Genomic DNA, 21,919 nt, shown 5'->3' with positions numbered 1-21,919 from the left:
TTGTCAAGGCTTTTAATAAAAGTTTCTGTATTTTTTGCTATAATTAATAAAATTTAATACTTAATAAGGAAATTCATGAGAAGTGATGAAGTAAAAAAAGGCTATGACAGAGCACCTCACCGATCTTTGTTCAGAGCAACTGGATTACAAAACGACGATTTTAACAAGCCATTTATTGGGGTTGCGAACTCTTTTATAGAGATTATCCCTGGGCACTTTTTTTTAAATAAAGTTGCAGAAATTATCAAAGAAGAGATCCGAGCCAATGGCTGTGTTCCTTTTGAATTTAACACCATTGGAGTGGATGATGGAATTGCTATGGGACATGATGGAATGCTTTTTTCACTTCCTTCCAGAGAGCTTATTGCAAACTCTATTGAAACCGTAATGAATGCCCATAAACTCGATGCCATGATTGCCATTCCAAACTGTGATAAAATTGTACCAGGGATGATTATGGGTGCACTTCGTGTGGATGTTCCAACCATCTTTGTATCGGGTGGTCCAATGGCCAAAGGCCACACAAAAGATGGAACGCCTATTGACTTAGCTACGGCATTTGAAGCCGTTGGAAAGTTTGAAAATGGAGATATTTCAGAAGAAGAGTTGACCGATATTGAGTGTAATGCCTGTCCAAGTGGGGGAAGCTGTTCGGGAATGTTTACTGCAAACTCTATGAACACACTCATGGAAGCCATGGGAATTGCTCTACCTGGAAATGGAACCATTTTGGCTTTAACACCACAAAGAGAAGAGTTATACAGACAAGCAGCACGAAGAATTTGTGTTATTGCAAAAGATAACGCGCTTAGAACACAGTTTAAATTATCAAATATTTTAAATGAAAATGCCGTAAGAAATGCCTTTGCAGTGGATATGGCAATGGGTGGAAGCTCAAATACGGTTTTACATATGTTGGCCATTGCAAAAGAAGCGGGAGTAAACTTTAAATTAGAAGATATCAATAAAATTTCAAAAAAAGTTTCTCATATTGCTAAAATTTCTCCAAGTTTAAGCACTGTGCACATGGAAGATATCAACAAAGCGGGTGGTGTTAATGCCGTAATGAAAGAGATGACAAAAAGAGGTGACGATATTTTATTGGAAAACCTGACTATCTCTGGTGAAACACTGTATGAAAAAATCAAAGATGCGTACATCAAAGACACCAATATTATTCATACCATTGACAATCCATACAGCAAAGTGGGTGGATTAGCAATTCTTTATGGAAATTTAGCCGAAGAAGGTGCGGTTATTAAAACTGCTGGTATCACAGGGGCACGAGCACTTACGGGGAAAGCCGTATGTTTTAACGGTCAGCCAGAAGCGATTGCAGGAATTATTGGTGGAAAAGTCAAAGCAGGTGACGTTGTTGTTATTCGTTACGAAGGTCCAAGAGGTGGTCCAGGAATGCAAGAGATGTTAGCCCCAACTTCACTGATTATGGGAATGGGTCTGGGCGATAAAGTTGCTTTAATTACTGACGGACGATTTTCAGGTGCTACCAGAGGTGCTTCAATTGGTCACGTAAGTCCAGAAGCCGCTGAAGGTGGAATGATTGGCTTACTTCAAGATGGAGATGAAATCCATATCGATGTGGATGAATACATCTTATCTGTAAACTTAAGTGATGAAGAGATTGCTAAAAGAAAAGCCAACTTTGTACCGCTTAAAAAACCACTTAAGTCAAAATGGTTAGGACAATACCGCGCACTTGTAACCAATGCAAGTAACGGTGCTGTTTTAAAAACTGACCTCTAAAAAACCCAAACTGCATAGTTCTCTATGCAGTTTACCCTTCTTCTATTAACTTTTGATTAACCATTCATTGGCTTACAGTTTATGTATCGTGGTTATACTTTTATTATAATTAATAACAAAAGGACAAGACATGTTTTTAACCACTAAAAAAGTATTAATAATCTCATCTTTGTTGACGGTGAATATATTTGCAAGTAATATTACTTTTCAAACAGTAGCGAAGAACCCTCAACGAGTTGTGCCCAACACTCAACAACAAATATTCTCTTTTCACGACTTGATTAAAGACTCCGTAAAATCTGTTGTGAATGTTTCAGCCAAACGAAGAGTTAAAAGTGTAGCAACCATTCCTTCTCAAATGCTCAATGATCCATTTTTGAAAAAATTCTTTGGTGACCAATTGGGAGAACAGTTCAAAGAGAGCCGACTTCTGCGATCTTTAGGTTCAGGTGTTGTCATTTCATCAAATGGTTATATCATTACAAATAACCATGTTGTGGACAATGCCGATGAAGTGATGGTAACTATTACAGGAGACGATAAAGAGTATCCTGCAAAAATTATTGGAAAAGACGCTGACTCGGACTTAGCGGTTATACAAATAGAAGCCAAAGGGTTAGTACCAATTAAATTTGCCCACGCCGAAGATTTGCGTATTGGTGATGTTATTTTTGCCATTGGAAACCCTTTTGGTTTAGGTGAATCAATCTCACAAGGAATTATTTCGGCTTTAAACAAAAACAAAGTCGGTATCAACCGATATGAAAACTTTATTCAAACCGATGCCTCGATTAACCCAGGAAACTCTGGAGGAGCACTTGTGGACAGTCGTGGAGCACTGATTGGAATTAACTCTGTCATTATTTCACGTTCAGGTGGAAACGATGGCATTGGATTTGCTATTCCTATTAATATGGTTAAAAATGTTGCTAAGAAACTCATTCAAGATGGGAAAGTTACCCGAGGTTACTTAGGTGTGGTCATTGATGATTTGAGTACAGAACTTAAAAATGTCTATGTCAGAAAAGAGGGGGCTTTGGTTTTAGATGTAGAAGAGGATACCCCTGCTGCTAAATATGGTTTAAAACGAGGCGATTTAATTTATAAAATCAATGACAATGCCATAAAAGACAGAGTGGATTTACAAAACACCGTTGCCGAGTTCAAACCCAATCAAAAAATTGTTTTAGAAATTGAACGAAATAAAAAAGATATGACGTTGGTCATTGTTCTTGCCGATCGAAGCAGTTTAACAGCGACAAGCAATGAAACCGTTTTAGGTGGCTTAAAACTTACTCAAATCAACGATAAAATTATTGACCAATTCAGACTGCCAAGAAACTTCACTGGAGTGATGATTAAAGATGTTGAACCAAAAAGTAATGCAGAACAAGTAGGTTTTCAAGCAGGTGATGTTATTATTCAAATAGAAGATATTGAAATTAAAAAACTCAGTGACGTACAAAACGCCATCAAAAAATATAAAAAGAGTACAAAAAGAGTCTATGTCAATCGATTTGGACAAACGATTTTATTTGTAGTGAAATAAAGGATACCCTATTACTAAAGTACTAATGATAGAAGACGACTTAGAACTCGCAGAAATTATCACACGATATCTGAGTGCTTTTGATATAGAAGTCACCAACACCGATAGCCCTTACGATGGGCTATCACTCATTGAAACCAATAAAGAGTTTAAACTGCTTATTTTGGATTTGACTTTGCCAGAAATTGACGGACTTGAACTCATTCCTAAAATCAGAGCAGCTTCCAATATTCCCATTATTATCTCAAGTGCACGCGATGATATTTTGGATAAAGTCATGGGCTTGGAGCGTGGTGCAGATGATTATTTGCCAAAACCCTATAACCCAAGAGAGTTAAGCGCACGAATCAAAGCCATTTTAAAACGAATTCAACCCGAAGTTCAAACCAATACGCCAATATTTGAACTCAAATTGGATGACATGCAGATACTTTTCCAAGGCAAACTTTTGGATTTGACCATGGCAGAGTTTGATATTTTAAAACTGCTCATTCAAAGAAAAGGGGGCGTGGTTTCACGAGAAGATTTCATCTACGACAGTTTTCATATTGAAGATGAAAGCAGCTTAAAAAACATTGATGTTATCATTTCAAGAATACGCACCAAAATCAGTGCCATTGATGACTCACAAACGTATATTAAGTCTGTAAGAGGCATTGGGTATCAACTCATATTATGAAAAACGTCTCAATATCTACGTTTATAAATGTCATCTTTTTTGTGGCATTTTGTGCCATCACTTTGGCATTTGTCTTTTTTATAAACATAGATAAAGAGAAGTATATTATCACCCAACACCAGCGTTACCTTTTGGTTGCAGAAGCATTTTTAAAAAAATTTGAGAATTTCCCTACGAATGCTGAGTTAGAACCTCTTTTTGAACAATACAATGTTTCTGAAATTACTCATCGAGAAGAGAAGCTCAATATTATCAACCATTCCGAGCTGCTGTTAATTAAAAACTCTTATTTGGGACGAATGAGAGTCTATAAAAGTGGAGGTCATTTTTATATCTATATCCAACAACTCAGTTACAATGTTCTGCTTGAAGATTTGAAACCCAAACCTTATAACTTCCAAATTGCTGTTTTCATTTACACGGTTTTTCTTCTTATTTTTATTGCTTTATACTTTTCACTTAGAAAAAAACTCTTACCTTTAAAAAAATTAAATGACCAAATCGTACGATTTTCAAATGGTGATTTGCATGTAAAAATTACATCAGTCAATAACGATGAAATCGGTAAAATTGCACAAAGTTTTGCCCAAGCCATTGAATTTATTGATAATCAATCAAAATCGAAAAACCTCTTTATGCGAAATATGATGCACGAACTCAAAACTCCTATTACCAAAGGGATGATTATTGCTGAAACGCTTCCCAATGTAAGAGACAAAGAGATTTTACAAAATGCATTTGAGAGAATGAACAACATCATCAAAGAACTCGCCACAGTGGAGAAAATATCATCGAATATTTTAACCATTCACAAAGAGAAAATTCATATTAATGATTTGTATTCTGCCACACTTAAAATCATGTTACTTGAAAATGTACCCATTACCACAAAATTTGAAAATACTACCATTGAAGTAGACAAAGAACTTTTTGCCATTGCACTTAAAAACTTACTGGATAATGCCATAAAATTCAATACTCATGAAGAGGCAATAATCAATGTAAATAACAAAAAAATAGAGGTCATTTCAAATGGGGAAAAACTTAAAAATGAGTTGGATTTTTATACCGAACCTTTTTCACAAGAAGAGAAACGAAGCGATGGCTTTGGTTTGGGATTGTATATTGTCAAAACCATTTTAGATCTGCATGGCTTTGGATTCAGTTATAGCCATTTAAACAAACAAAATATCTTTACCATCACCTTTAAAAAAGCTACTTCTTAACTTCCACATCTTTCATAATCACTCGCCAATCACGATTGAAATGTTTTTTAATATAAGAGACTTTATGTGGCACAAAACATCCCGAACAGTTTTGGTGAATGTACCCTTCACCTTTAAATTGTGAACCAAATTTACTCTCAATCGAGCAAATCGAAAAGAGTGTTTTATCTTCTATGATTTCCATGCCTTCATCATCGAATCTGAAATTTGGACATGCACACAAATAGCAGTTTAACGCTTTCATGTCATGGCATTTTTTCTCTTGTTCATAAAGCGGGCAAAACTCTTTTTCTTGCACTTTCATGTTTTCAAAATCAAAATACGCAATGACTTCGTCGTCGGTTTTGTCTTTTAACTTTTCCATTATTTTGGCATGTTTATTGGCATGGGCGTCAAACCATTTTTTATATGACATATAAAACTCCTAAAAAAACGATAATAAAAATATCTAACTTGTATTTCAATGATAAGGCCATTAAGACATCCTCTTTTGAAATCATTACACGACCTATTCCAAAATAGGGTTTATCTTTGATTTTTCCAAAATATGAGGTCGGACCACCCAATTGTACTCCAATACTTAATGCCATGGCAGAAATAGGATACCCAGCATTGGGACTTTCATGCAACTTTCCAAACGAAATTGTCATCGTCATTGCCTCTTTACTGGCAAAAAGAAGGGCAATAAGCAGTGCGGTAATCCTTGCAGGAACATAGTTTAAAATATCATCCCAACGCGCAGAGACTTTTCCAAACTTTTCATAACGCTCATTTCTGTACCCCACCATAGAATCAAGTGTATTCACAGCTTTATAAACAAACAAACCAGGTAAGCCAAACAATAACAGATAAAAAAGTGGGGCAATGACACCATCGCTTAAGTTCTCAGCATAAGTTTCAATAGAGGCTTTGTGAATATCACTTGGGCTTAAATCTTTGGTATCACGGCTGACCAACAGTGCAATTTGTTCTTTGGGATTTGAAGCATTCAACACCCCTAAAACTGCATCAAAAAGCATTTTAGAAGCAATTCCAGTAGAAGCAATGAGTCCTAAAACAAACACATTTGAAACATATTTTTCCACCAAAAAAGCCACTACAAAAACAATGCCCACCAAACTGTAACACAAAGCCCCTCCTCTTACAACAGAGTTTTTGTATTTGTGTTTTTCAAACCATTTGATGTAATTTCCCATAAGTACAACAGGATGACGAATAAATTTGAATTCACCAAAAATCATATCAATGAGGTATGCGATTAAAGTAATTTCAACAAACATCAAAGCTCGATTTGTTTTAAAGCCGTTTCTAACGCTTCAATGTCTTTTTGACTTTTGACTGCAATTCTCACACAACTTTTATCCAAAAAGTCAAAATTGGCACAGTTTCTTACCATGATTTTATATGGTTTCAACTGCTCTTGGAACATTTGGGCTGACATACTTTTAAGTTGCACCAACATATAATTCGCACTGCTTGAATAAACCCTCTCAAAAAGAGGCGACGCCCTTAATACGTTTTCAAGCAAAATATTGTTTTTGGCATTGAGTGATTTCGAAATACTTTTAAAACTTTTATCTTTGAGTGCTTCTTGTAAATAGATAGAATCAAACTGTGAGAGTTTCCATTGAGGCTCATTTTTTCTTAAGGCTTGAATATTTTTCTCATTGGAAACAAGAGTTCCAACACGTATTCCAGCGCTAGAGTAAAACTTGGTCATTGATTTTAAAATATAGACATTATCATACTTATTTAAATACTCAATCGCACTGCTTTTTTGCGTAAAATCTAAAAAGGATTCATCGATTAACACCGTGGCGTCTTGACTTTTCCAATACTGCAATAAAATTTCAATCTCATAAAATTTGCCATCAGGTGTTGAGGGGTTCACAAATATCACCAAACTTTGAGGTGTAATGCCCGTATCAAACGCATTAAAACGATTGATCAGTTCAAGTTTATATCCAAAATTTTTAGCCGCTTTTTTATACTCTAAATACGCAGGCGAATAAATCGTACATGTTTGCAATGACAACTGCCTAAAAAGTGCAAAAATGGCGCTGCTTCCCCCATTATAAAGTTCCAATTGTTGGGTATTGATGCCATAATTTTGAGCAATGGCTTCATACAACTTATGGTATGTGGGATACGAAGAGATATTTAAATGGTTAAAATCCACACCAATATTGGGTTTAATAAAATTGATATTTGACGACAAATCTATAATCTCTTCGATAGGACAACTTAACTCTTGGGCAAACAGCTCTATTTGACCGCCGTGCTCAAACTCTTTCACAGCATTAGCCCAACAATTAATAAAAGAACTTCGCTCAGTTCCAACGAAAATCCCAAACAATCCCCGTTTAGAAAACCAAACTTCTTTTTTAAGATATACAAACTGCTAAAAATGACAAAAAGGGTCAATAACAAAAAAATAAACACCGTTGTTGAATCCAAAATAAAATAGGAAAGTACCATAAAAAGGATGGAAACAAACGCAGTTACTTGAAACGTTGCGGCACTTTTAAGTTGCAGTGCAAACTTTGACTTTTCATGAAAGTCAAACCAACTCAAGCCATAAATCAAACCCAATCGGCTAAAAACTGCTGCAATGATAAAGAACTGCTCTTTTGAATAAATCAATAAAAAACAGAGTGCAGAGATTTTGAGCAAAATTAAAAGAAAGGTTCCAATTGCCCCAATTGCCCCAATTTGTGGCTCTTTCATAATGGCATAAATATCTTTTCCACTCAACGATGCATACCAACCATCAATGACATCACACACGGCCTCAAGGTGTAAAAAACCATATAAAATCAAATATATCACTGAACATAAAATGGCTGCAAAAGTTAAGGGAAGTACTCCTTTGAGCAGAGTAAAAAGTCCTACGCAAATCAATGCCAACACCAATCCCACCACAGGAAGAGAAAAAAGCAAAGCCCGATACAGTTGTTGGCTTGATTGAAGAGCTTTTAAATGAATCGGTAAAACAGAGAAATACGAAAATCCCAGTAAAAAGCCATTAACCATTGTTTTCATTTGATTTGCCTTGCAATTGAATACGAAACATCGTAGACCTCATCGCAATTTTTTGCAACAACTTGTCCAATAATGCCACTCAAATCGACAAATTTTCGACTTTGAGAATCCAAAGGAATAATCCCTCGGCTGACATCATTTAAAATAAACACAATATTGCACTCTTTTTCAAAGAGTTTTTCAATTTGAGTAATCAACTCCTCTTTGGTTTTTTCTAAATTGTTTAAAATCCACATAGACAAACAATCTATCAAATAGGTTTCACCCTCTTGAAGATGCGATAAATCATACCCCTCTTCAATCGTGATAAATGTGTCGCTACGCTCTTTTTTATGGTTTTTGAGTCGCTCTTGCATCTCTTTGTCGTTGTAGTTATCCAAATAAGTTGCTACATAAATGGGCTTTTTATCTTTTGCTAACTCCAGTGTTTTTTGTATGGCACACGCTGTTTTCCCACACTTTTGACCACCAAAATAGAAGATTTTCATTGGAATTAACCTTTTAAAAATGTTTCAAGAGTACCAATGATTTGCTCTTTTGAAACCCCATTGATTAAACCATACACCAAAGCACCACCAGCACCCACACCCTCTTTGGCTTCACCCTCATCATAGAGTTTTAAAGCAGGGTGTGTTGAAGTGGCAAAATTAAAGTCTGCACTGTAGGCATGAATGGGGAAATCCAACATCTCTAAAAGCGCTTTAATATCAGAGTTTTCATCTTCATGCACCCAAGAAGTTGTACATAACGCCAAATTATCGCTTTGTAAACTTCCTCCCATATATTTCACAATAGCGTTGACCAAAAGAAGCACACACGCCATTTGAGTGCCTCCTGCTAAAACAATTTTTGTTTGTTTATACGCAGCACCCAAAATCAATCCTGCATTAAAAATAAGCATATTATCGGCAACTTCTCCCACTTTTTCAAACAAATCATCTTTATCTTTGATGTTCTCTAACGCTTGTTGAAGTACTGTCGCTCGAATACTTTTGGGTGAGTTTTTATATGAACTTGAAAATTTATCTTCGCATTCATACCCTAAAGCTTTTGCTGTGGCATACGCAGTTGTTGTACCACTTGGCACGCTTTCTGCTAAAAGAATATAATCATCACGGCACTCATAATTTTTCCCAAATTCGACCCCTTTTTGAAAGAGTGTCATGGCATCAATATTTGCACCCGTTGCAATAGAGGCACTGGGTTGGATATCAAACTCATGGCATTTAAAAAAATTGACTTTGGGTTTGACTTGCATCCCTAAATCCAATAACTCAATGTTTGAAAAAGGGTGAAGAAGATGAATGGCACGTGTAATTAATGCAGGAGTAGGTACGCCTTTTGAAGTTTTAACAACACCTTCTAAACTTCTGAGTTCACCTGTACAGACAAACTCGGCATCTAAAGTGGGGGTTAAATAAATCATACCGGGAATTCCCGCTTGCGTTAAGCCTTCTATTTGGCAGGTTTGTGTTGTGGATAAACTCAATAACAATGTGGCTTTTTTCCCACGTAAAAATTCTATAAAATCTTTGGTTCCTAATATGGTTTTATACGACAAACTCTTTCCTTTTTTTTCATAAAAAGAAGTATATCTAAGTTGCATGTAGCTATAACTTAGATAATTTATTTTATTTCTCTTTTAAAATATTCATTTTATATCCCAAACCACCTTGTGAAACAATCGTATCTTCTGCGAGTTTTTTCCGTAATCGTTTGATTAACGCTCGAATGTTTTCATTAGTAGTTAAATTGCCTTCCCAAACATACTGTTCGATTGACTCAAAAGTCACTATCTTTCCACTGCTCTTAACAAACAAATTCATCAATCGAATCTCTTTTTTTGAGAGTTTTATCTCTTCACATTTGGGACACTCTAAAATCTCTTTTTTTATGTCGTACTTATATTGTTTTGGTAAACAAATCGTCTCATTGGTTTTAAGGCAGAGCTTGTCAAGTTTGGTCTCCAATTCATAAATATAAAAAGGCTTTTTGAGATACTCATTGCACCCTTCATGGTAGGCCTCTTTAATTGTGTCCAAATCAACATTGGCACTGATGATAATTGAAGGCGTTGTTTCATCCATGATTTTGATCTCTTTAAGCAGACTCAAACCATCCATTCCGGGAACATTGATGTCTAAAACAAAACAATCATACCCGTTATAGATGGCTTCTAAAGCCACTTTCCCATTATCAAATAAATCCACTTGATAGTGTTTCTCTTCAAGTGCATCAACAATTAAATTTGACAACCGTTTATTGTCTTCTAAAAGTAAAATTTTCATGCTTCACAACCACTGTTTTGAGCTGTTTTATTCTCTAAAGAAATTAAAATTGTTGCTCCAATTGCACTTTGAACTGCTTTTATTTTTCCACCCATTTTATCCTCTATAATCAGTTTTACCATATATAATCCAATCCCGTCACCATTTTTTTTGCTCGTAAAAAAGGGTTCAAAGATACGATTTAAATTTTCATCTATGATTCCAATCCCATTGTCTTGAATACGAATGAAGATATTGTTTTTCTCTTCATAAACAGATATAACAATTAGCCCATCAAAGGTTTCACTCTTTTTTCGTTTTTTAATGCTGTCCACACTGTTGTTAATAATACTCAAAACAGATTGTTTAAACTCATTGGGGTAGCCACAAATAATAAAATCACTCTCGTCTTCAAATTTAATATCTGTATCAATATAGTTGTATTTTAAATTATGTTCGGCAATATGTAGAAGCTCTTGAATCGCTTTTCGCACACTGAAACGACTTTTTTCCAAAGAGGGTTTAATGAAACTTCGGAAATCATCAATCGTTTTGGTCATATATTGTACTTGCATCATAATTTCATCAACGCACTCTTGAGTATCTTCTTTGGTCAACTCTTTTCTTTTTCTGCTGTAGAGTAACTCTTGTGCAATTGTTGAAATTTCAATCAAAGGGGTTTTCCATTGATGAGCAATAGAGGTAATCATCTCTCCCACATCTGAAAGTTTTGAACGCTGAATAATAAACTGTTCATCTTTTTTTCTTTGCATTTCCAGTTGTCGAATATTGCTGTGATCACTGATTACAGTCACAATCCCCGCTTTTTGGTCTTTTTTATCGTAATACTGTTTTCGACGAACCAATGTATATACAATTTCACCTAAACCGTTTTTGAGTTCGAGTTTTCTTTCATCAAATAGGGCTTCAAGCAATCCGATTTTTCGGAAATTTTCACTCATAAGTACTTTAATATCTTGACCAATGATTTGCTCTTTTTTTAAGTTCAGAAATTCACAAAAAGCATCGTTACAACCCAAAACAAAGTTATTGTTCCCTTCCCAAAAAATAGCATTTTTTATATTGTTAAGTAAAACACTGTCAAGCTTATTTTGTTCAACAAGTTTTATTTCCAAACTGATTTTACGCATAATAGTGGCAATAAGCCATAAAATCAATAAAACCAAACAAGGTATCATAATAAACGTACTGTTTACAAATTCACGATTTTTGTCAAAGAAACCTGCGGGTTGGTTGATAATGGTTGATAAAACAGGTACCGCAGATTCATTAATTTCATACTTTTTTAACACTTCAGCATCAAAATAGTATTTAGAAACGGGTTTGCTTATGGCTATCTCAGAAGGTTTTTTCCCCTCAATGATTTCAAATATTTTTATAGCAGCCGCTTTGCCTTGTTCATAAGGGTCCAACATAATTCCCCCAATGACACCCTCCCCCAAATGGATGGTATTCACACTGAATACAGGATATTTGGAATGACTAAAAAACGCTTTGATTTGTGAATAAGGGATGTACTCTCCAAATTTGTTCACATATAAACTCGTAAACAAAATGGCACTGTTTTGAGGAAGGTTTTGTGTTTTTTCATACAAGCTTGCAATATCCAATTGATTGTCATACACAACATCAATCTTATTTTGAAATACATTTGCGGCTTCTAAGATTTGCTCTTTTATGGATAAGGAAGACAAAGTACTGTCACTGACAATAAAAATTGTGGAAAGATTGGGAATAATATTTTCAATTAACTCTATATTTCTTTTAATCTCTTTATACTCAATAACCCCCGTAATACTCTCTTGTTCATTGTTAGGAATCGTATTTTTATCAAAATTTTCTAAACCACAAAACACAATAGGAACACCATGGAACAATTTGTTGTGATTTTTTAAAGCAAAAAAATAAGCATAATTGTCCGCTGTAATAATGGCTTTGTATTCTCTTTTAGAGTACTTTATTTCATAGAGTTTCACCAAAGCATCAAAGTAGGCTTGACTGTCAATCTTTTTACTGTCCATATACTCTGTGGTCAGTTCATATTCGGGATGTTTAGCAAAAACAGCACTGATACCATTGGAGATGCCATCACTCCACTTTAACCCTTTATTATAGGAGTGTAAAAGCAGCACTTCATTTTTCTCATTGGCCAGCAGTTGTAAAAGTAAAAATACGCATATAAATAATAATTTCATAATAACTTCGTCTGTAAAATTTAATTATTGTAGCAAAAAAGTCCTATTTTTATCCCTTGCTTAAGTATATAATTTAATTGTAGAAAAAAATAGAGGAGATAACATGTCGAATATATCGTATAAAGTGGTTTTACCCATTTTAGTATTGGTTGTTTTTTGGTTCATTCCAGGACCAGCTGGCTTAAGTGTTGAAGCTTGGCACTTTTTAGCAGTATTTTTTGCTGTGGTAGTTGGGTTGATTGTTGAACCAGTACCAGCAGCATTGGTTGGTTTTGCAGGAATTTCATTGGTCGCTGTTTTAGGTTTAGTTGGAAATGCAAAAGCGAGTATTTCTTGGGCACTTTCAGGTTTCTCAAATACAGTTATTTGGTTGATTTTTGCTGCATTTATGTTTGCCTTAGGTTACAAAAAAACAGGGTTGGGAAAAAGAATCTCTCTTATTATGATTAAATATATGGGGAAAAGTTCATTGGGTCTTGGATATGCAGTGGCATTTTCAGATTTAATTCTTGCTCCATTTATGCCATCAAATACAGCAAGAAGTGCAGGAACAATCTATCCTGTTGCCAGTAATATTCCTTTGATTTTTGGTTCAACACCAGAGAATGAGCCAAGAAAACTTGGGGCGTACATCTCTTGGGTTGCAATTGCAACAACGTGTGTAACCAGTTCAATGTTCTTAACAGCACTTGCACCAAACTTACTTGCAGTGGATTTAATTAATCAAGGAACTGGAAATTTAATTACTTGGTCTGCATGGGCAAGTATTATGTTGCCACTTATGATTCCATTGTTTTTATTGACTCCATGGTTGGTCTATGTTGTCTATCCACCAACACAAAAAACTTCTCCTGAAGCACCAGCTTGGGCTGCAGAAGAGTTAAAAAAATTGGGAGCTATTACCGCTAAAGAGATTTTAATGGCTTCATTGGCTGTGATTGCACTTTTATTGTGGATTTTTGGTTCAAAATTTGGTATTCACTCAACAACAGCAGCAATTTCAGTTGTTTCAATCATGGTTTTAGCCAATGTTATTACTTGGGATGATGTTATTTCAAATAAAGCCGCATTCAATGTACTTATCTGGTTTGCTTCTTTGGTTGCAATGGCAGCGGGTCTTAAAAAAGTGGGTGTGTTAACTTGGATTGGAAACAGTGCAGAAACACATTTAGCAACGATGAGTCCAACCATGTTGATTCTTTCAATGTTGGTTCTTTTCTTCTTATTACACTACTTCTTTGCAAGTACAACTGCACATACAACTGCGTTGATGCCTATCTTTATTGCCATTGCAATGAAATTGATGACACCAGAACAATTGGTACCGTTTTCAATTTTACTGGCAGGAAGTTTAGGGGTAATGGGAATTATCACTCCGTATGCAACAGGTCCATCACCAATGTGGTATGGAGCAGGTTATATTACGCAAGCAAGATGGTGGGGATTGGGTGCAATCTTCGGAGCACTCTATTTGGTTGCTATTATTCTTGGTTCGTTTATATTTATCTAAACATAAAAAGTCTGAACAAAAAAAAGAGAGCACCTGCTCTCTTTTTTTATGCCGTTTTTGCTTCAAAACTCTCAACACACAACATCGTTAAAAATATTGATTAACGATCTCTAAAAACTCTTTGGCATTTTTATAACCAATGATTTTTGCAGCTTCTACCTCTTGTTTTTTTTCATTCCAAAAAATCAATCCCGGAGGTCCAAAAATACCATATTTTTTTTGTAAGGCTTTATCTTCATCGCTGTTTTGAGTCACATCGGCTTTTAATAAAGTAAACCCTTGTAACTTCTTTATAACTTTTTCATCTTTAAAAGTAATGTGTTCCAACTCTTTACATGCCACACACCATTGTGCATAAAAATCAAGCATCACTGGTTTTGAGGACTCCTTTATGGCTTGATTTAACTCTTCAACAGTTTTAACCGTTTTCCATTGTAACATCTCTGGTTTTGAGTCAATTTGAGATTGAGCCGTTAACGTTAATTTTTCCAATGGATTTAAAATATTTTTTGCTCCACTGATGGCTCCGACAAAACTTGTAACACCATACGTTAAAAATAAAATGGCAACAACTTGCAGTACAAGAGCATGGAATTTTATAAAATACACCCCTGCACCAAGGAATAAAATCGCCCAGAGATAAATTACATCTTCAGGTATAACTCTCTCCAACGTCTTAATGGCGATAGCCAACATGATCATTCCAAAAACTTTAGAAATAAAATCCATCCAACCGCCTGGTTTTGGCATCATTTTTCCAGCCCCTGCTCCTATGAGCAACAAGGGAACGCCCATACCTAAACTCAATACAAACAAGGCAATGCCACCTAAAAAAGCATCTCCGGTTTGACCAATATAGACCAACGCCCCAGCAAGTGGAGGAGCAACACAAGGACCCACAATTAAAGCAGAGAGAAATCCCATAATGGCAATACCCAAAATCCCCTGTTTATTTTGATGATCGGTGGTTTTATATACCTTGCTTTGTAACCATTTTGGGGGTTCAAGTCTATAATATCCAAACATAGACAAAGCAAGTGCGATAAAAATTGCAGCAAAGGCAACCAAAACATAAGGATTTTGTAGTGCCACTTGAAGATTGGCTCCAAAAATTCCTGCTAATACTCCAGCAATGGTGTAAGCCAAACTCATAGCAAGCACATACACCAAAGACAACAAGAACCCCTTTTTAGCACTCATAACACCACTGTTTCCTGCTTTTACTATAATAGCGGATAAAATAGGAATCATTGGAAAAACGCACGGCGTTAAAGAAAGCAACAAACCAAATCCAAAAAAAGTTAAAAGTACCCAAACAAAGCTCTCATCTTTTAAACTGTTGGTAATTAAATCGGTCTCACTTTGAGAGGTAACTGCTGTTTGAGTTTTAGGCAGAGTAACTCTGTGTTTCTCACTCATAGGAGCATAACAAAGTCCTTGCGTTGAGCACCCTTGAAATTTGAACTCTATTTCAAAACTCTCCTGCGATATTGTATCTTCAATGATTGCAAAAGGCACTTCGATTTTAACTTGATCAAAATTTACCATAAATGAGTCATGCTCAACTGGCTGTGAAATAGATGCCTCATTTGTAATGTCTGATTTAAGAGGTTGTGTTAAAAGTACTTTTACTTTATCGTGATACACATAGATCTCTTTTCCTAAATCAATTTGAAACACAATCCCTTTTTCACTCTTTGTCATGCTTGTCTTAAATGCTTCACTTGGTTCTAAAAAAGAGTGTTGTATAGCAAACGCATAGACAAAACTGCTCAAAAGAAAAAATATTTTTTTCATTCGTTAATACCTTAATTTTCTAAATTTTTTGTGATTATACCCTACTGTTATGTAGTTATGATAAAAAAGTTATTTTACAACAGTTTTTTTATCATTTGTCCAACTGCTGATGCCACCTTTTAAATAATAGATATTTTTATATCCATACGTTTTATTTAAAAATTTTCCAACATCTTCACTCTTTGCGCTGTCTTGAGAAACCAAAACAAAAGGTTGTTGTTTGTTTTTTACAATTCTGTTGAATTTGTACATCCATTTTTTAACGGCTAATGTATCATTTTTATCAGAAAACGTAATGGTATACGAAGTAGGAATAGTACCTGTTTCTTCCCACTGTTTAGCATCTCTAATATCAATAACCTTAATACCTGCGTTGATGGATTCTTGAAGTTCTTGCACATTGTAAGCTTTAAATTCCGCAAACAATGTGGTAGAAAAAAGGGCAGTAAAACATAAAACAGAGAGAAACTTTTTCATATTGTGCTCCTGATATTATCACTTTATCTTATTATAGTCTAAAAATTTAAACTTTTTATTAAAGGTTAAATTCTGCATAAAAGTTAAGTTAAATTTTCTTTTTGTATTATAATAAACTGTACCATTAAAAGGATTTTACAATGTCAACACAACTCACAGACTTGCCTTGTTCCAAACTCTTTGATTTGCCTAAAGATACTCCATTGATTGATATACGAAGAGAGACCGAGTTTAACACAACAGGTATCATTAAAGGCTCTTTCAAACTCACTTTTTTTGATGAATTTGGAAACTATGATTTGGAAAAATGGTTGCATGATTTTGAACAACTTGTCACAACAAAAGATCAACCCTTTGTGTTGATTTGTGCCCATGCAAACAGAACACGAGATGTTGGAACATATTTAATCAATCAATTGCACTATACCAATGTTTATCATCTAAAAGGAGGAATTGCTCAATGGATTTTTGAGCAAAGAGAAGTGGTATCACCATAAGATGAGGGAAGTTCCCTCATTTATCTATTTGTTTGCTTTTGCTTCTTGCAGAACTTTAACCAGTTCATCAATATTTTCATAAGGGATATGAGATTTCCACTCCACATTTTCACCATTGAGTGCAATACCAATGCTCAGTACATCAGGTGTTCCAGCACCATAAGGTTCAGTTACATTGGTAATTGAAATCACACCTTTTTTTGTTCCAGCTAATGGAATTTTTGCTAATTGCGTTATTTGTGACATCGTAAATCCTTATAAGTTATTTGCTACTATTGTTCCGAAACTAACCTTTTGATTTGTTAAATCATTTAAATTAACGCTATTTTTTTCCCAAAGCATCACCACCGTAGAGCCCATTTTAAAGTACCCCAAACAGTCCCCTTTTTTCACCTCTAAATGTTCATAACAGATGAGTTTCATTTCAGATGTATCTGTGTTAGTTTCAACACTGGGTTCAAATTCAAAAACCATTTGCCCGACATTGAGTGCTCCCACAAAAATCATATAAAAAAGTTTGTTATTTGCAGTCATACACTCTAAAATCACTCTCTCATTTTGGACAAATAGCCCAAGCTCTTTCTTTAAATATCTGAAATTTACAGGATAAAGTTTTCCTGGAACATGAATAAGTTTAGTGATTGTACAATCACATGGAGCATGGTATCGGTGATAATCTTTAGGAGAGAGATAAAAGTTCATGTATGAACCATCTTGCATTCGAGCTTGATTGTCTTGTGAAACATGGTAGGTTAAAAGCTCTTCAATGCTATAAGGCATCCCTTTAATTTGTAAAACCGTATCTTGTGCGGCTTCTCCGCATTGAGTGACAAAACTGTCCGCAGGTGAGATAAAATTATCGGCAGATTCATCGATGGTTCTGCTTTGTAATAACTCTCTTGTAAAAAGATTATTGAGTGATGTATACTCTTGCGGTGCTTTAAACTCGCTCATATCAAGCCCTAAAAAATAGACATATCCCTTATTGATAATGTTTTGAAAAAATGAGGGAAACTCTTTTTTTGCAAACTTGCCGAAACAGTGTGAAATGATATTTGTAATATGCATTCTCTTCCTTTTATTAAAAATGTATTCTATCCAAAAATGACTTGATTTTTAAAATTACTATTTAACTCTATAAAATAAGACAAGAATTATCTTAATTAGATAATCTTCCATTATTACAACATATATAAAAGGATTTACAATGCATAAAATTTTAGTAGCACAAGAGTGCGGATGTTTCAAAAGAAGTGATTTAACCAATAATGTATCTCTGCCTTCAAAAGATGAAGCGCTTTTAAAAGCGGTCGAAATGAAAGATATTATGAACGAAGAATTTTGTGGAAAACACGGTTTTGAACTCATAGAAGAGAATAACAACTTTGTTATCTCATTTAAACAAGAAGCTCACAGCGGTTGCTGTGGTGGCGGTCACTGCAACTAATATACAGCCTTTGGCTGTATATTAGTTGGGCAATAAAATAAAAAGCTTTCCTATCTCTTTCATTCTTCCCGCTGTCTCTTCAGCTTTATGACCATATCCCCAAAAAAAGTCGGCTCTGATTTTTCCCTTAATGGCACCACCGGTGTCTGCTGCAACCATAAGTTGATTGATATTTTCGCGTGTGAGTGGATTGGTTGTTTGAATAAATACCGGCAATCCTAAGGGAATATATCGTCTGTCTACGGCTAAGTTTCTTTTTGCTACTAAAGGAACCCCTAAACTTCCAATGGCATCGTGTTGCGTCTCATTAAAAAAGATGTAACTGTCATTGTGATTTAAAACCTCATCGATTTTATCGGGATTGTTTTTAAACCATTTTCTCATGCCTTGCAGTGAACCTTCGCTTTTGGTGATTAAACCGTGTTCAATCATATATTTTCCCACAGAGCTATACGCATGACCATTTTGGTTGGCATACCCTACATTAATAATCTCTCCAGTATCAAGTTGAATTTTACCCGACCCTTGAATTTGTAAAAAATAGAGATTGATTTTATCATCCACATAACAAATGGCTTCTAAGTTTTCATTCTCTTTGATTTTCTCTCTTGGGTCATAAGGTACCAATTTTTGATTGACAATTTTACCTCGAAGTCGATATTTTTTAAGTTCAGGATAGAGAGAATTTAAATTGACACTGATTAAATCTTTGGGCTCTCTGTAAACAGGGTAAGGATACTTTTTACTTTGGGTTCTGCTTCCATAAAGCAAAGGTTCGTAATAACCAGTAATTAAACCTTCGTCACTGTCTTGATCATCATAGAGTTTATACGGAGTAAAATTGTCATAAAAAAAATCTTTTGGCGATTGCGCAGTGTTGGCTTTGACACAAACGCGTTTTAAAATGGCTTTTCTTTTTGACTTTTCACAACCTTGCTTAAAAACCTCAAAAGCAACATTCAAATTGTCTTTTTCAAAACCATCAAGTTCATCCCAACTCACCTCTTCTAAATTGGCTTTTGAGTGTTCAATATTTGTATATTTGGGACTGCATCCACTCATTATAAAAATTGATACCATTAAACTGGTGTAAAAATATATTTTTTTCATTGATATCCTTTGAAGTGATATTTTAACATTTAATTATTAAGCCTACATTTACCAAACAATCTAATCAGTGCAGTGAATGAACCTCTTTATGTCCGCACTTTTTGCAAACATACTCGATTTCATTTACACCCGAACAACAACTCTTTTGCAAAATATGAGATTCAATGGGATTCACGCTAAAGGTAGTTGAACGCTCTTTATCAAAAAAAAGCGTGGGTTTGGCACCGCATGAAGGACAAATGCCATTTTGAAGTTTTTGGGATTTTGATTTTTTCTCTTTTAAATATAAAGGTGCTGCAAACAGAGCAATTAAAAAAAGAATGAGCAGTAAAACAATGGTTTGCATAAAAACTATTTTATTAAAAAAGGCAAAGTCTCCTTTGCCTTTTTATGAAATAAAATTACTCTACTTCCGCGTCGATAACGTCGTCGTCATCTTTTTTAGCTTTGGCATTTGGTTGTGCACCAGCAGTGTCACCCTCTTTTTTATACATAGCTTCTGCTAATTTGTGTGATTTTTCAGTTAATGTTTTTACTTTATCTTCAATCTCTTCTTTTGAAGCATTTTCGTTTTTCAATACCTCTTCAAGTGCAGCCGCAGCATCAATAATGGCTTGTTTTTCTTCTTCACTTACGGCATTTTCATTCTCTTCTAATGTTTTTTTAGTTGAGTGTAAAAGTGCATCGGCTTGATTTCTTACTTCAATCACAGCTTTTTTCTTCGCATCGACCTCTTTATTGGCTTCTGCTTCTTGAACCATTTTTTCAATCTCTTCATCACTTAAACCAGATGAACCTGAAATTGTAATTTTGTTCTCTTTTCCTGTCCCTTTATCTTTTGCACTTACATTTAATACCCCATTGGCATCAATATCAAATGTTACTTCGATTTGAGGAACACCTCTTGGAGCTGCTGGAATATCAGAAAGTTCAAACATACCTAAAGATTTATTGTCTTTTGCAAACTCTCGTTCCCCTTGTCCTACGTGAATAGAAACCGCAGGTTGATTGTCTTCTGCTGTTGAGAAGACTTGAGATTTTTTAACAGGAATCGTTGTTCCTTTTTCAATGAGTTTTGTTAATACTCCACCTAAAGTTTCAATTCCAAGTGAGAGTGGTGTAACGTCAAGTAAAAGAACATCTTTTACATCCCCTTTTAAAACTCCCGCTTGAACAGCAGCACCCGCAGCTACAACTTCATCTGGGTTTACCCCTTTGTTTAACTCTTTTCCGAAAAACTCTTTTACCACTTTATTGGCTTTTGGTAATCGTGTTGATCCCCCAACCATAATCACTTCTTGGATTTCATCTTTGCTTAATCCTGCATCTTTAAGTGCTGTTTTAATGTGCTCTAATGTTTCAGAAATTAATTTTTCTGTCATAGACTCAAATTTTGCTCGTGTTAATGATTTAACCAAGTGAACTGGTCCTGCATTTCCCATAGAGATAAACGGTAAGTTGATTTCTGTTGATTCCGCAGATGAAAGCTCTTTTTTAGCATTTTCAGCCGCATCTTTTAATCTTTGTAATGCCATTTTATCGTTTTTGATGTCAAAACCGTTTTCATCTTTGAACTCTTTTGCCAACCAATCAATGATAGCGTTATCAAAGTCATCTCCACCTAAAAAGGCATTTCCATCCGTTGAAAGTACTTCAAATGTACCATCACCAATTTCAAGTACAGTAACGTCAAATGTTCCTCCACCTAAATCGTAAACAAGGACTTTTTCTTCACCTTTTTTATCAAGTCCATACGCTAATGATGCAGCCGTTGGCTCATTGATGATTCTTAATACATTAAGTCCCGCAATCGTACCTGCTTCTTGAGTTGCTTTTCTTTGTGCATCATTGAAGTATGCAGGTACAGTAATAACCGCATCGGTTACAGATGTTCCTAAATACTCTTCTGCATCGGTTTTTAATTTCCCTAAAATTTTCGCAGAAATTTCTTGTGGAGTATAAACTTTTCCACCGATTTCAACAGCTGCTGCACCATTTCTGTTGACAATTTTATACCCAACTTTTGATTGTGCTTCTTGGGCATTTTTTTCATCCATCATTAAACCCATAATTCTTTTAATAGAATAGATTGTTTTTTCTGGGTTGGTAATGGCTTGTCTTTTTGCAGGGTCTCCTACAAGTACTTCACCTTTGTCTGTAAAAGCAACAATCGATGGTGTTGTATTTTTTCCCTCTTTATTGGGAATAATTTTTGCCTCCCCACCTTCGTATACTGCCATACAAGAGTTTGTTGTTCCTAAGTCAATTCCTATTACTTTGCTCATTTTATATCCTTATGTTTTATCAATTTTTTAATTTACTCAAATAGTTTAGCGAC

Annotated in this window: 22 protein-coding genes; 7 read left to right on the top strand and 15 right to left on the bottom strand. The window is 35.0% G+C overall.

Annotated features, from left to right (window positions below):
* The first annotated feature begins 75 nt into the window (after window positions 1–75).
* The 4 genes from ilvD to ACNI3C_RS05520 all read left to right on the top strand — a co-directional run bounded on the left by ilvD (window position 76) and on the right by ACNI3C_RS05520 (window position 5,218).
* On the top strand, window positions 76–1,764 hold the full coding sequence (gene ilvD / locus ACNI3C_RS05535) for a dihydroxy-acid dehydratase (protein WP_419771257.1): 1,689 nt from the start codon (window positions 76–78) through the stop codon (window positions 1,762–1,764).
* Between the two features lie 130 nt (window positions 1,765–1,894).
* Complete coding sequence (locus tag ACNI3C_RS05530; RefSeq protein WP_419771256.1) at window positions 1,895–3,313, top strand: Do family serine endopeptidase; 1,419 nt, start codon at window positions 1,895–1,897, stop codon at window positions 3,311–3,313.
* A 10-nt stretch (window positions 3,314–3,323) separates the two neighbouring features.
* On the top strand, window positions 3,324–3,992 hold the full coding sequence (locus ACNI3C_RS05525; RefSeq protein WP_419771441.1) for a response regulator transcription factor: 669 nt from the start codon (window positions 3,324–3,326) through the stop codon (window positions 3,990–3,992).
* Complete coding sequence (locus ACNI3C_RS05520; RefSeq protein ID WP_419771255.1) at window positions 3,989–5,218, top strand: ArsS family sensor histidine kinase; 1,230 nt, start codon at window positions 3,989–3,991, stop codon at window positions 5,216–5,218. Before ACNI3C_RS05525 ends, ACNI3C_RS05520 begins: the two co-directional genes overlap by 4 nt.
* Here ACNI3C_RS05520 and ACNI3C_RS05515 read toward each other — a convergent pair.
* The 8 genes from ACNI3C_RS05515 to ACNI3C_RS05480 all read right to left on the bottom strand — a co-directional run bounded on the left by ACNI3C_RS05515 (window position 5,208) and on the right by ACNI3C_RS05480 (window position 12,743).
* The gene (locus tag ACNI3C_RS05515; RefSeq protein WP_419771254.1) at window positions 5,208–5,633 is read right to left on the bottom strand and encodes a hypothetical protein; all 426 of its coding nucleotides are present in this window, start codon (window positions 5,631–5,633) and stop codon (window positions 5,208–5,210) included. The two genes, ACNI3C_RS05520 and ACNI3C_RS05515, sit on opposite strands and share 11 nt — an antisense overlap.
* Entirely contained in the window at window positions 5,623–6,498 is an 876-nt protein-coding gene (gene cbiB / locus ACNI3C_RS05510) for an adenosylcobinamide-phosphate synthase CbiB (RefSeq protein WP_419771253.1), read from the bottom strand. The genes ACNI3C_RS05515 and cbiB overlap by 11 nt, the downstream gene beginning before the upstream one ends.
* Window positions 6,498–7,514, bottom strand: coding sequence for an aminotransferase class I/II-fold pyridoxal phosphate-dependent enzyme (locus tag ACNI3C_RS05505; RefSeq protein ID WP_419771252.1), 1,017 nt, complete (start codon window positions 7,512–7,514; stop codon window positions 6,498–6,500). Before ACNI3C_RS05505 ends, cbiB begins: the two co-directional genes overlap by 1 nt.
* Window positions 7,511–8,260: an adenosylcobinamide-GDP ribazoletransferase gene (locus ACNI3C_RS05500; RefSeq protein ID WP_419771251.1), complete on the bottom strand. Its 750-nt coding sequence runs from the start codon at window positions 8,258–8,260 to the stop codon at window positions 7,511–7,513. Before ACNI3C_RS05500 ends, ACNI3C_RS05505 begins: the two co-directional genes overlap by 4 nt.
* The gene (locus ACNI3C_RS05495) at window positions 8,257–8,748 is read right to left on the bottom strand and encodes a bifunctional adenosylcobinamide kinase/adenosylcobinamide-phosphate guanylyltransferase (protein ID WP_419771250.1); all 492 of its coding nucleotides are present in this window, start codon (window positions 8,746–8,748) and stop codon (window positions 8,257–8,259) included. The genes ACNI3C_RS05500 and ACNI3C_RS05495 overlap by 4 nt, the downstream gene beginning before the upstream one ends.
* Before the next feature lie 5 nt (window positions 8,749–8,753).
* Window positions 8,754–9,821, bottom strand: coding sequence for a nicotinate mononucleotide-dependent phosphoribosyltransferase CobT (gene cobT, locus ACNI3C_RS05490; protein ID WP_419771249.1), 1,068 nt, complete (start codon window positions 9,819–9,821; stop codon window positions 8,754–8,756).
* A gap of 70 nt (window positions 9,822–9,891) precedes the next feature.
* Window positions 9,892–10,548, bottom strand: coding sequence for a response regulator transcription factor (locus tag ACNI3C_RS05485; protein WP_419771248.1), 657 nt, complete (start codon window positions 10,546–10,548; stop codon window positions 9,892–9,894).
* Window positions 10,545–12,743, bottom strand: a complete 2,199-nt coding sequence (locus ACNI3C_RS05480) for a sensor histidine kinase (RefSeq protein ID WP_419771247.1) — start codon at window positions 12,741–12,743, stop codon at window positions 10,545–10,547. Before ACNI3C_RS05480 ends, ACNI3C_RS05485 begins: the two co-directional genes overlap by 4 nt.
* A gap of 103 nt (window positions 12,744–12,846) precedes the next feature.
* Here ACNI3C_RS05480 and ACNI3C_RS05475 point away from each other — a divergent pair, with 103 nt between their 5' ends.
* On the top strand, window positions 12,847–14,253 hold the full coding sequence (locus tag ACNI3C_RS05475) for a DASS family sodium-coupled anion symporter (RefSeq protein WP_419771246.1): 1,407 nt from the start codon (window positions 12,847–12,849) through the stop codon (window positions 14,251–14,253).
* Between the two features lie 87 nt (window positions 14,254–14,340).
* Here the strand turns inward: ACNI3C_RS05475 and dsbD are convergent, their stop codons facing one another.
* A complete protein-coding gene (gene dsbD / locus ACNI3C_RS05470) occupies window positions 14,341–16,050 on the bottom strand; it encodes a protein-disulfide reductase DsbD (RefSeq protein ID WP_419771245.1) in 1,710 nt (569 codons plus the stop codon).
* Window positions 16,051–16,119: 69 nt separating this feature from the next.
* Entirely contained in the window at window positions 16,120–16,527 is a 408-nt protein-coding gene (locus ACNI3C_RS05465) for a rhodanese-like domain-containing protein (RefSeq protein ID WP_419771244.1), read from the bottom strand.
* 140 nt (window positions 16,528–16,667) lie between these two features.
* Between ACNI3C_RS05465 and ACNI3C_RS05460 the strand changes: the two genes are divergently transcribed.
* Complete coding sequence (locus ACNI3C_RS05460; protein ID WP_419771243.1) at window positions 16,668–17,024, top strand: rhodanese-like domain-containing protein; 357 nt, start codon at window positions 16,668–16,670, stop codon at window positions 17,022–17,024.
* A gap of 24 nt (window positions 17,025–17,048) precedes the next feature.
* On the opposite strand, the gene ACNI3C_RS05455 is transcribed toward ACNI3C_RS05460, so the two are convergent.
* A complete protein-coding gene (locus ACNI3C_RS05455) occupies window positions 17,049–17,270 on the bottom strand; it encodes a hypothetical protein (RefSeq protein ID WP_419771242.1) in 222 nt (73 codons plus the stop codon).
* A gap of 9 nt (window positions 17,271–17,279) precedes the next feature.
* Window positions 17,280–18,092, bottom strand: a complete 813-nt coding sequence (locus ACNI3C_RS05450) for a phosphatidylserine decarboxylase (RefSeq protein ID WP_419771241.1) — start codon at window positions 18,090–18,092, stop codon at window positions 17,280–17,282.
* Window positions 18,093–18,231: 139 nt separating this feature from the next.
* Here ACNI3C_RS05450 and ACNI3C_RS05445 point away from each other — a divergent pair, with 139 nt between their 5' ends.
* Window positions 18,232–18,471, top strand: coding sequence for a hypothetical protein (locus tag ACNI3C_RS05445; protein ID WP_419771240.1), 240 nt, complete (start codon window positions 18,232–18,234; stop codon window positions 18,469–18,471).
* A gap of 21 nt (window positions 18,472–18,492) precedes the next feature.
* Here the strand turns inward: ACNI3C_RS05445 and mltA are convergent, their stop codons facing one another.
* The 3 genes from mltA to dnaK all read right to left on the bottom strand — a co-directional run bounded on the left by mltA (window position 18,493) and on the right by dnaK (window position 21,866).
* The gene (gene mltA, locus ACNI3C_RS05440) at window positions 18,493–19,581 is read right to left on the bottom strand and encodes a murein transglycosylase A (protein WP_419771239.1); all 1,089 of its coding nucleotides are present in this window, start codon (window positions 19,579–19,581) and stop codon (window positions 18,493–18,495) included.
* 64 nt (window positions 19,582–19,645) lie between these two features.
* Window positions 19,646–19,927, bottom strand: coding sequence for a hypothetical protein (locus ACNI3C_RS05435; RefSeq protein WP_419771238.1), 282 nt, complete (start codon window positions 19,925–19,927; stop codon window positions 19,646–19,648).
* A gap of 55 nt (window positions 19,928–19,982) precedes the next feature.
* A complete protein-coding gene (dnaK, locus tag ACNI3C_RS05430) occupies window positions 19,983–21,866 on the bottom strand; it encodes a molecular chaperone DnaK (protein ID WP_419771237.1) in 1,884 nt (627 codons plus the stop codon).
* Window positions 21,867–21,919 lie beyond the last annotated feature (53 nt).

Source organism: Marinarcus sediminis (SeqCode) (assembly GCF_048571275.1).
GTDB lineage: Bacteria > Campylobacterota > Campylobacteria > Campylobacterales > Arcobacteraceae > Marinarcus > Marinarcus sediminis.
The sequence above is the reverse complement of the archived record's forward strand: the minus strand, read 5'-3'. Positions and strand labels throughout refer to the sequence as shown.

Excerpts from the sequence above, each read along its gene's own strand:
- ilvD (WP_419771257.1), top strand. The coding sequence starts at position 76 with ATGAGAAGTGATGAAGTAAAAAAAGGCTATGACAGAGCACCTCACCGA.
- ACNI3C_RS05530 (WP_419771256.1), top strand. The coding sequence starts at position 1,895 with ATGTTTTTAACCACTAAAAAAGTATTAATAATCTCATCTTTGTTGACG.
- ACNI3C_RS05520 (WP_419771255.1), top strand. The coding sequence starts at position 3,989 with ATGAAAAACGTCTCAATATCTACGTTTATAAATGTCATCTTTTTTGTG.
- ACNI3C_RS05515 (WP_419771254.1), bottom strand. The coding sequence starts at position 5,633 with ATGTCATATAAAAAATGGTTTGACGCCCATGCCAATAAACATGCCAAA.
- cbiB (WP_419771253.1), bottom strand. The coding sequence starts at position 6,498 with ATGTTTGTTGAAATTACTTTAATCGCATACCTCATTGATATGATTTTT.
- ACNI3C_RS05500 (WP_419771251.1), bottom strand. The coding sequence starts at position 8,260 with ATGAAAACAATGGTTAATGGCTTTTTACTGGGATTTTCGTATTTCTCT.
- ACNI3C_RS05495 (WP_419771250.1), bottom strand. The coding sequence starts at position 8,748 with ATGAAAATCTTCTATTTTGGTGGTCAAAAGTGTGGGAAAACAGCGTGT.
- ACNI3C_RS05485 (WP_419771248.1), bottom strand. The coding sequence starts at position 10,548 with ATGAAAATTTTACTTTTAGAAGACAATAAACGGTTGTCAAATTTAATT.
- ACNI3C_RS05480 (WP_419771247.1), bottom strand. The coding sequence starts at position 12,743 with ATGAAATTATTATTTATATGCGTATTTTTACTTTTACAACTGCTGGCC.
- ACNI3C_RS05475 (WP_419771246.1), top strand. The coding sequence starts at position 12,847 with ATGTCGAATATATCGTATAAAGTGGTTTTACCCATTTTAGTATTGGTT.
- dsbD (WP_419771245.1), bottom strand. The coding sequence starts at position 16,050 with ATGAAAAAAATATTTTTTCTTTTGAGCAGTTTTGTCTATGCGTTTGCT.
- ACNI3C_RS05465 (WP_419771244.1), bottom strand. The coding sequence starts at position 16,527 with ATGAAAAAGTTTCTCTCTGTTTTATGTTTTACTGCCCTTTTTTCTACC.
- ACNI3C_RS05460 (WP_419771243.1), top strand. The coding sequence starts at position 16,668 with ATGTCAACACAACTCACAGACTTGCCTTGTTCCAAACTCTTTGATTTG.
- ACNI3C_RS05455 (WP_419771242.1), bottom strand. The coding sequence starts at position 17,270 with ATGTCACAAATAACGCAATTAGCAAAAATTCCATTAGCTGGAACAAAA.
- ACNI3C_RS05450 (WP_419771241.1), bottom strand. The coding sequence starts at position 18,092 with ATGCATATTACAAATATCATTTCACACTGTTTCGGCAAGTTTGCAAAA.
- ACNI3C_RS05445 (WP_419771240.1), top strand. The coding sequence starts at position 18,232 with ATGCATAAAATTTTAGTAGCACAAGAGTGCGGATGTTTCAAAAGAAGT.
- mltA (WP_419771239.1), bottom strand. The coding sequence starts at position 19,581 with ATGAAAAAAATATATTTTTACACCAGTTTAATGGTATCAATTTTTATA.
- ACNI3C_RS05435 (WP_419771238.1), bottom strand. The coding sequence starts at position 19,927 with ATGCAAACCATTGTTTTACTGCTCATTCTTTTTTTAATTGCTCTGTTT.
- dnaK (WP_419771237.1), bottom strand. The coding sequence starts at position 21,866 with ATGAGCAAAGTAATAGGAATTGACTTAGGAACAACAAACTCTTGTATG.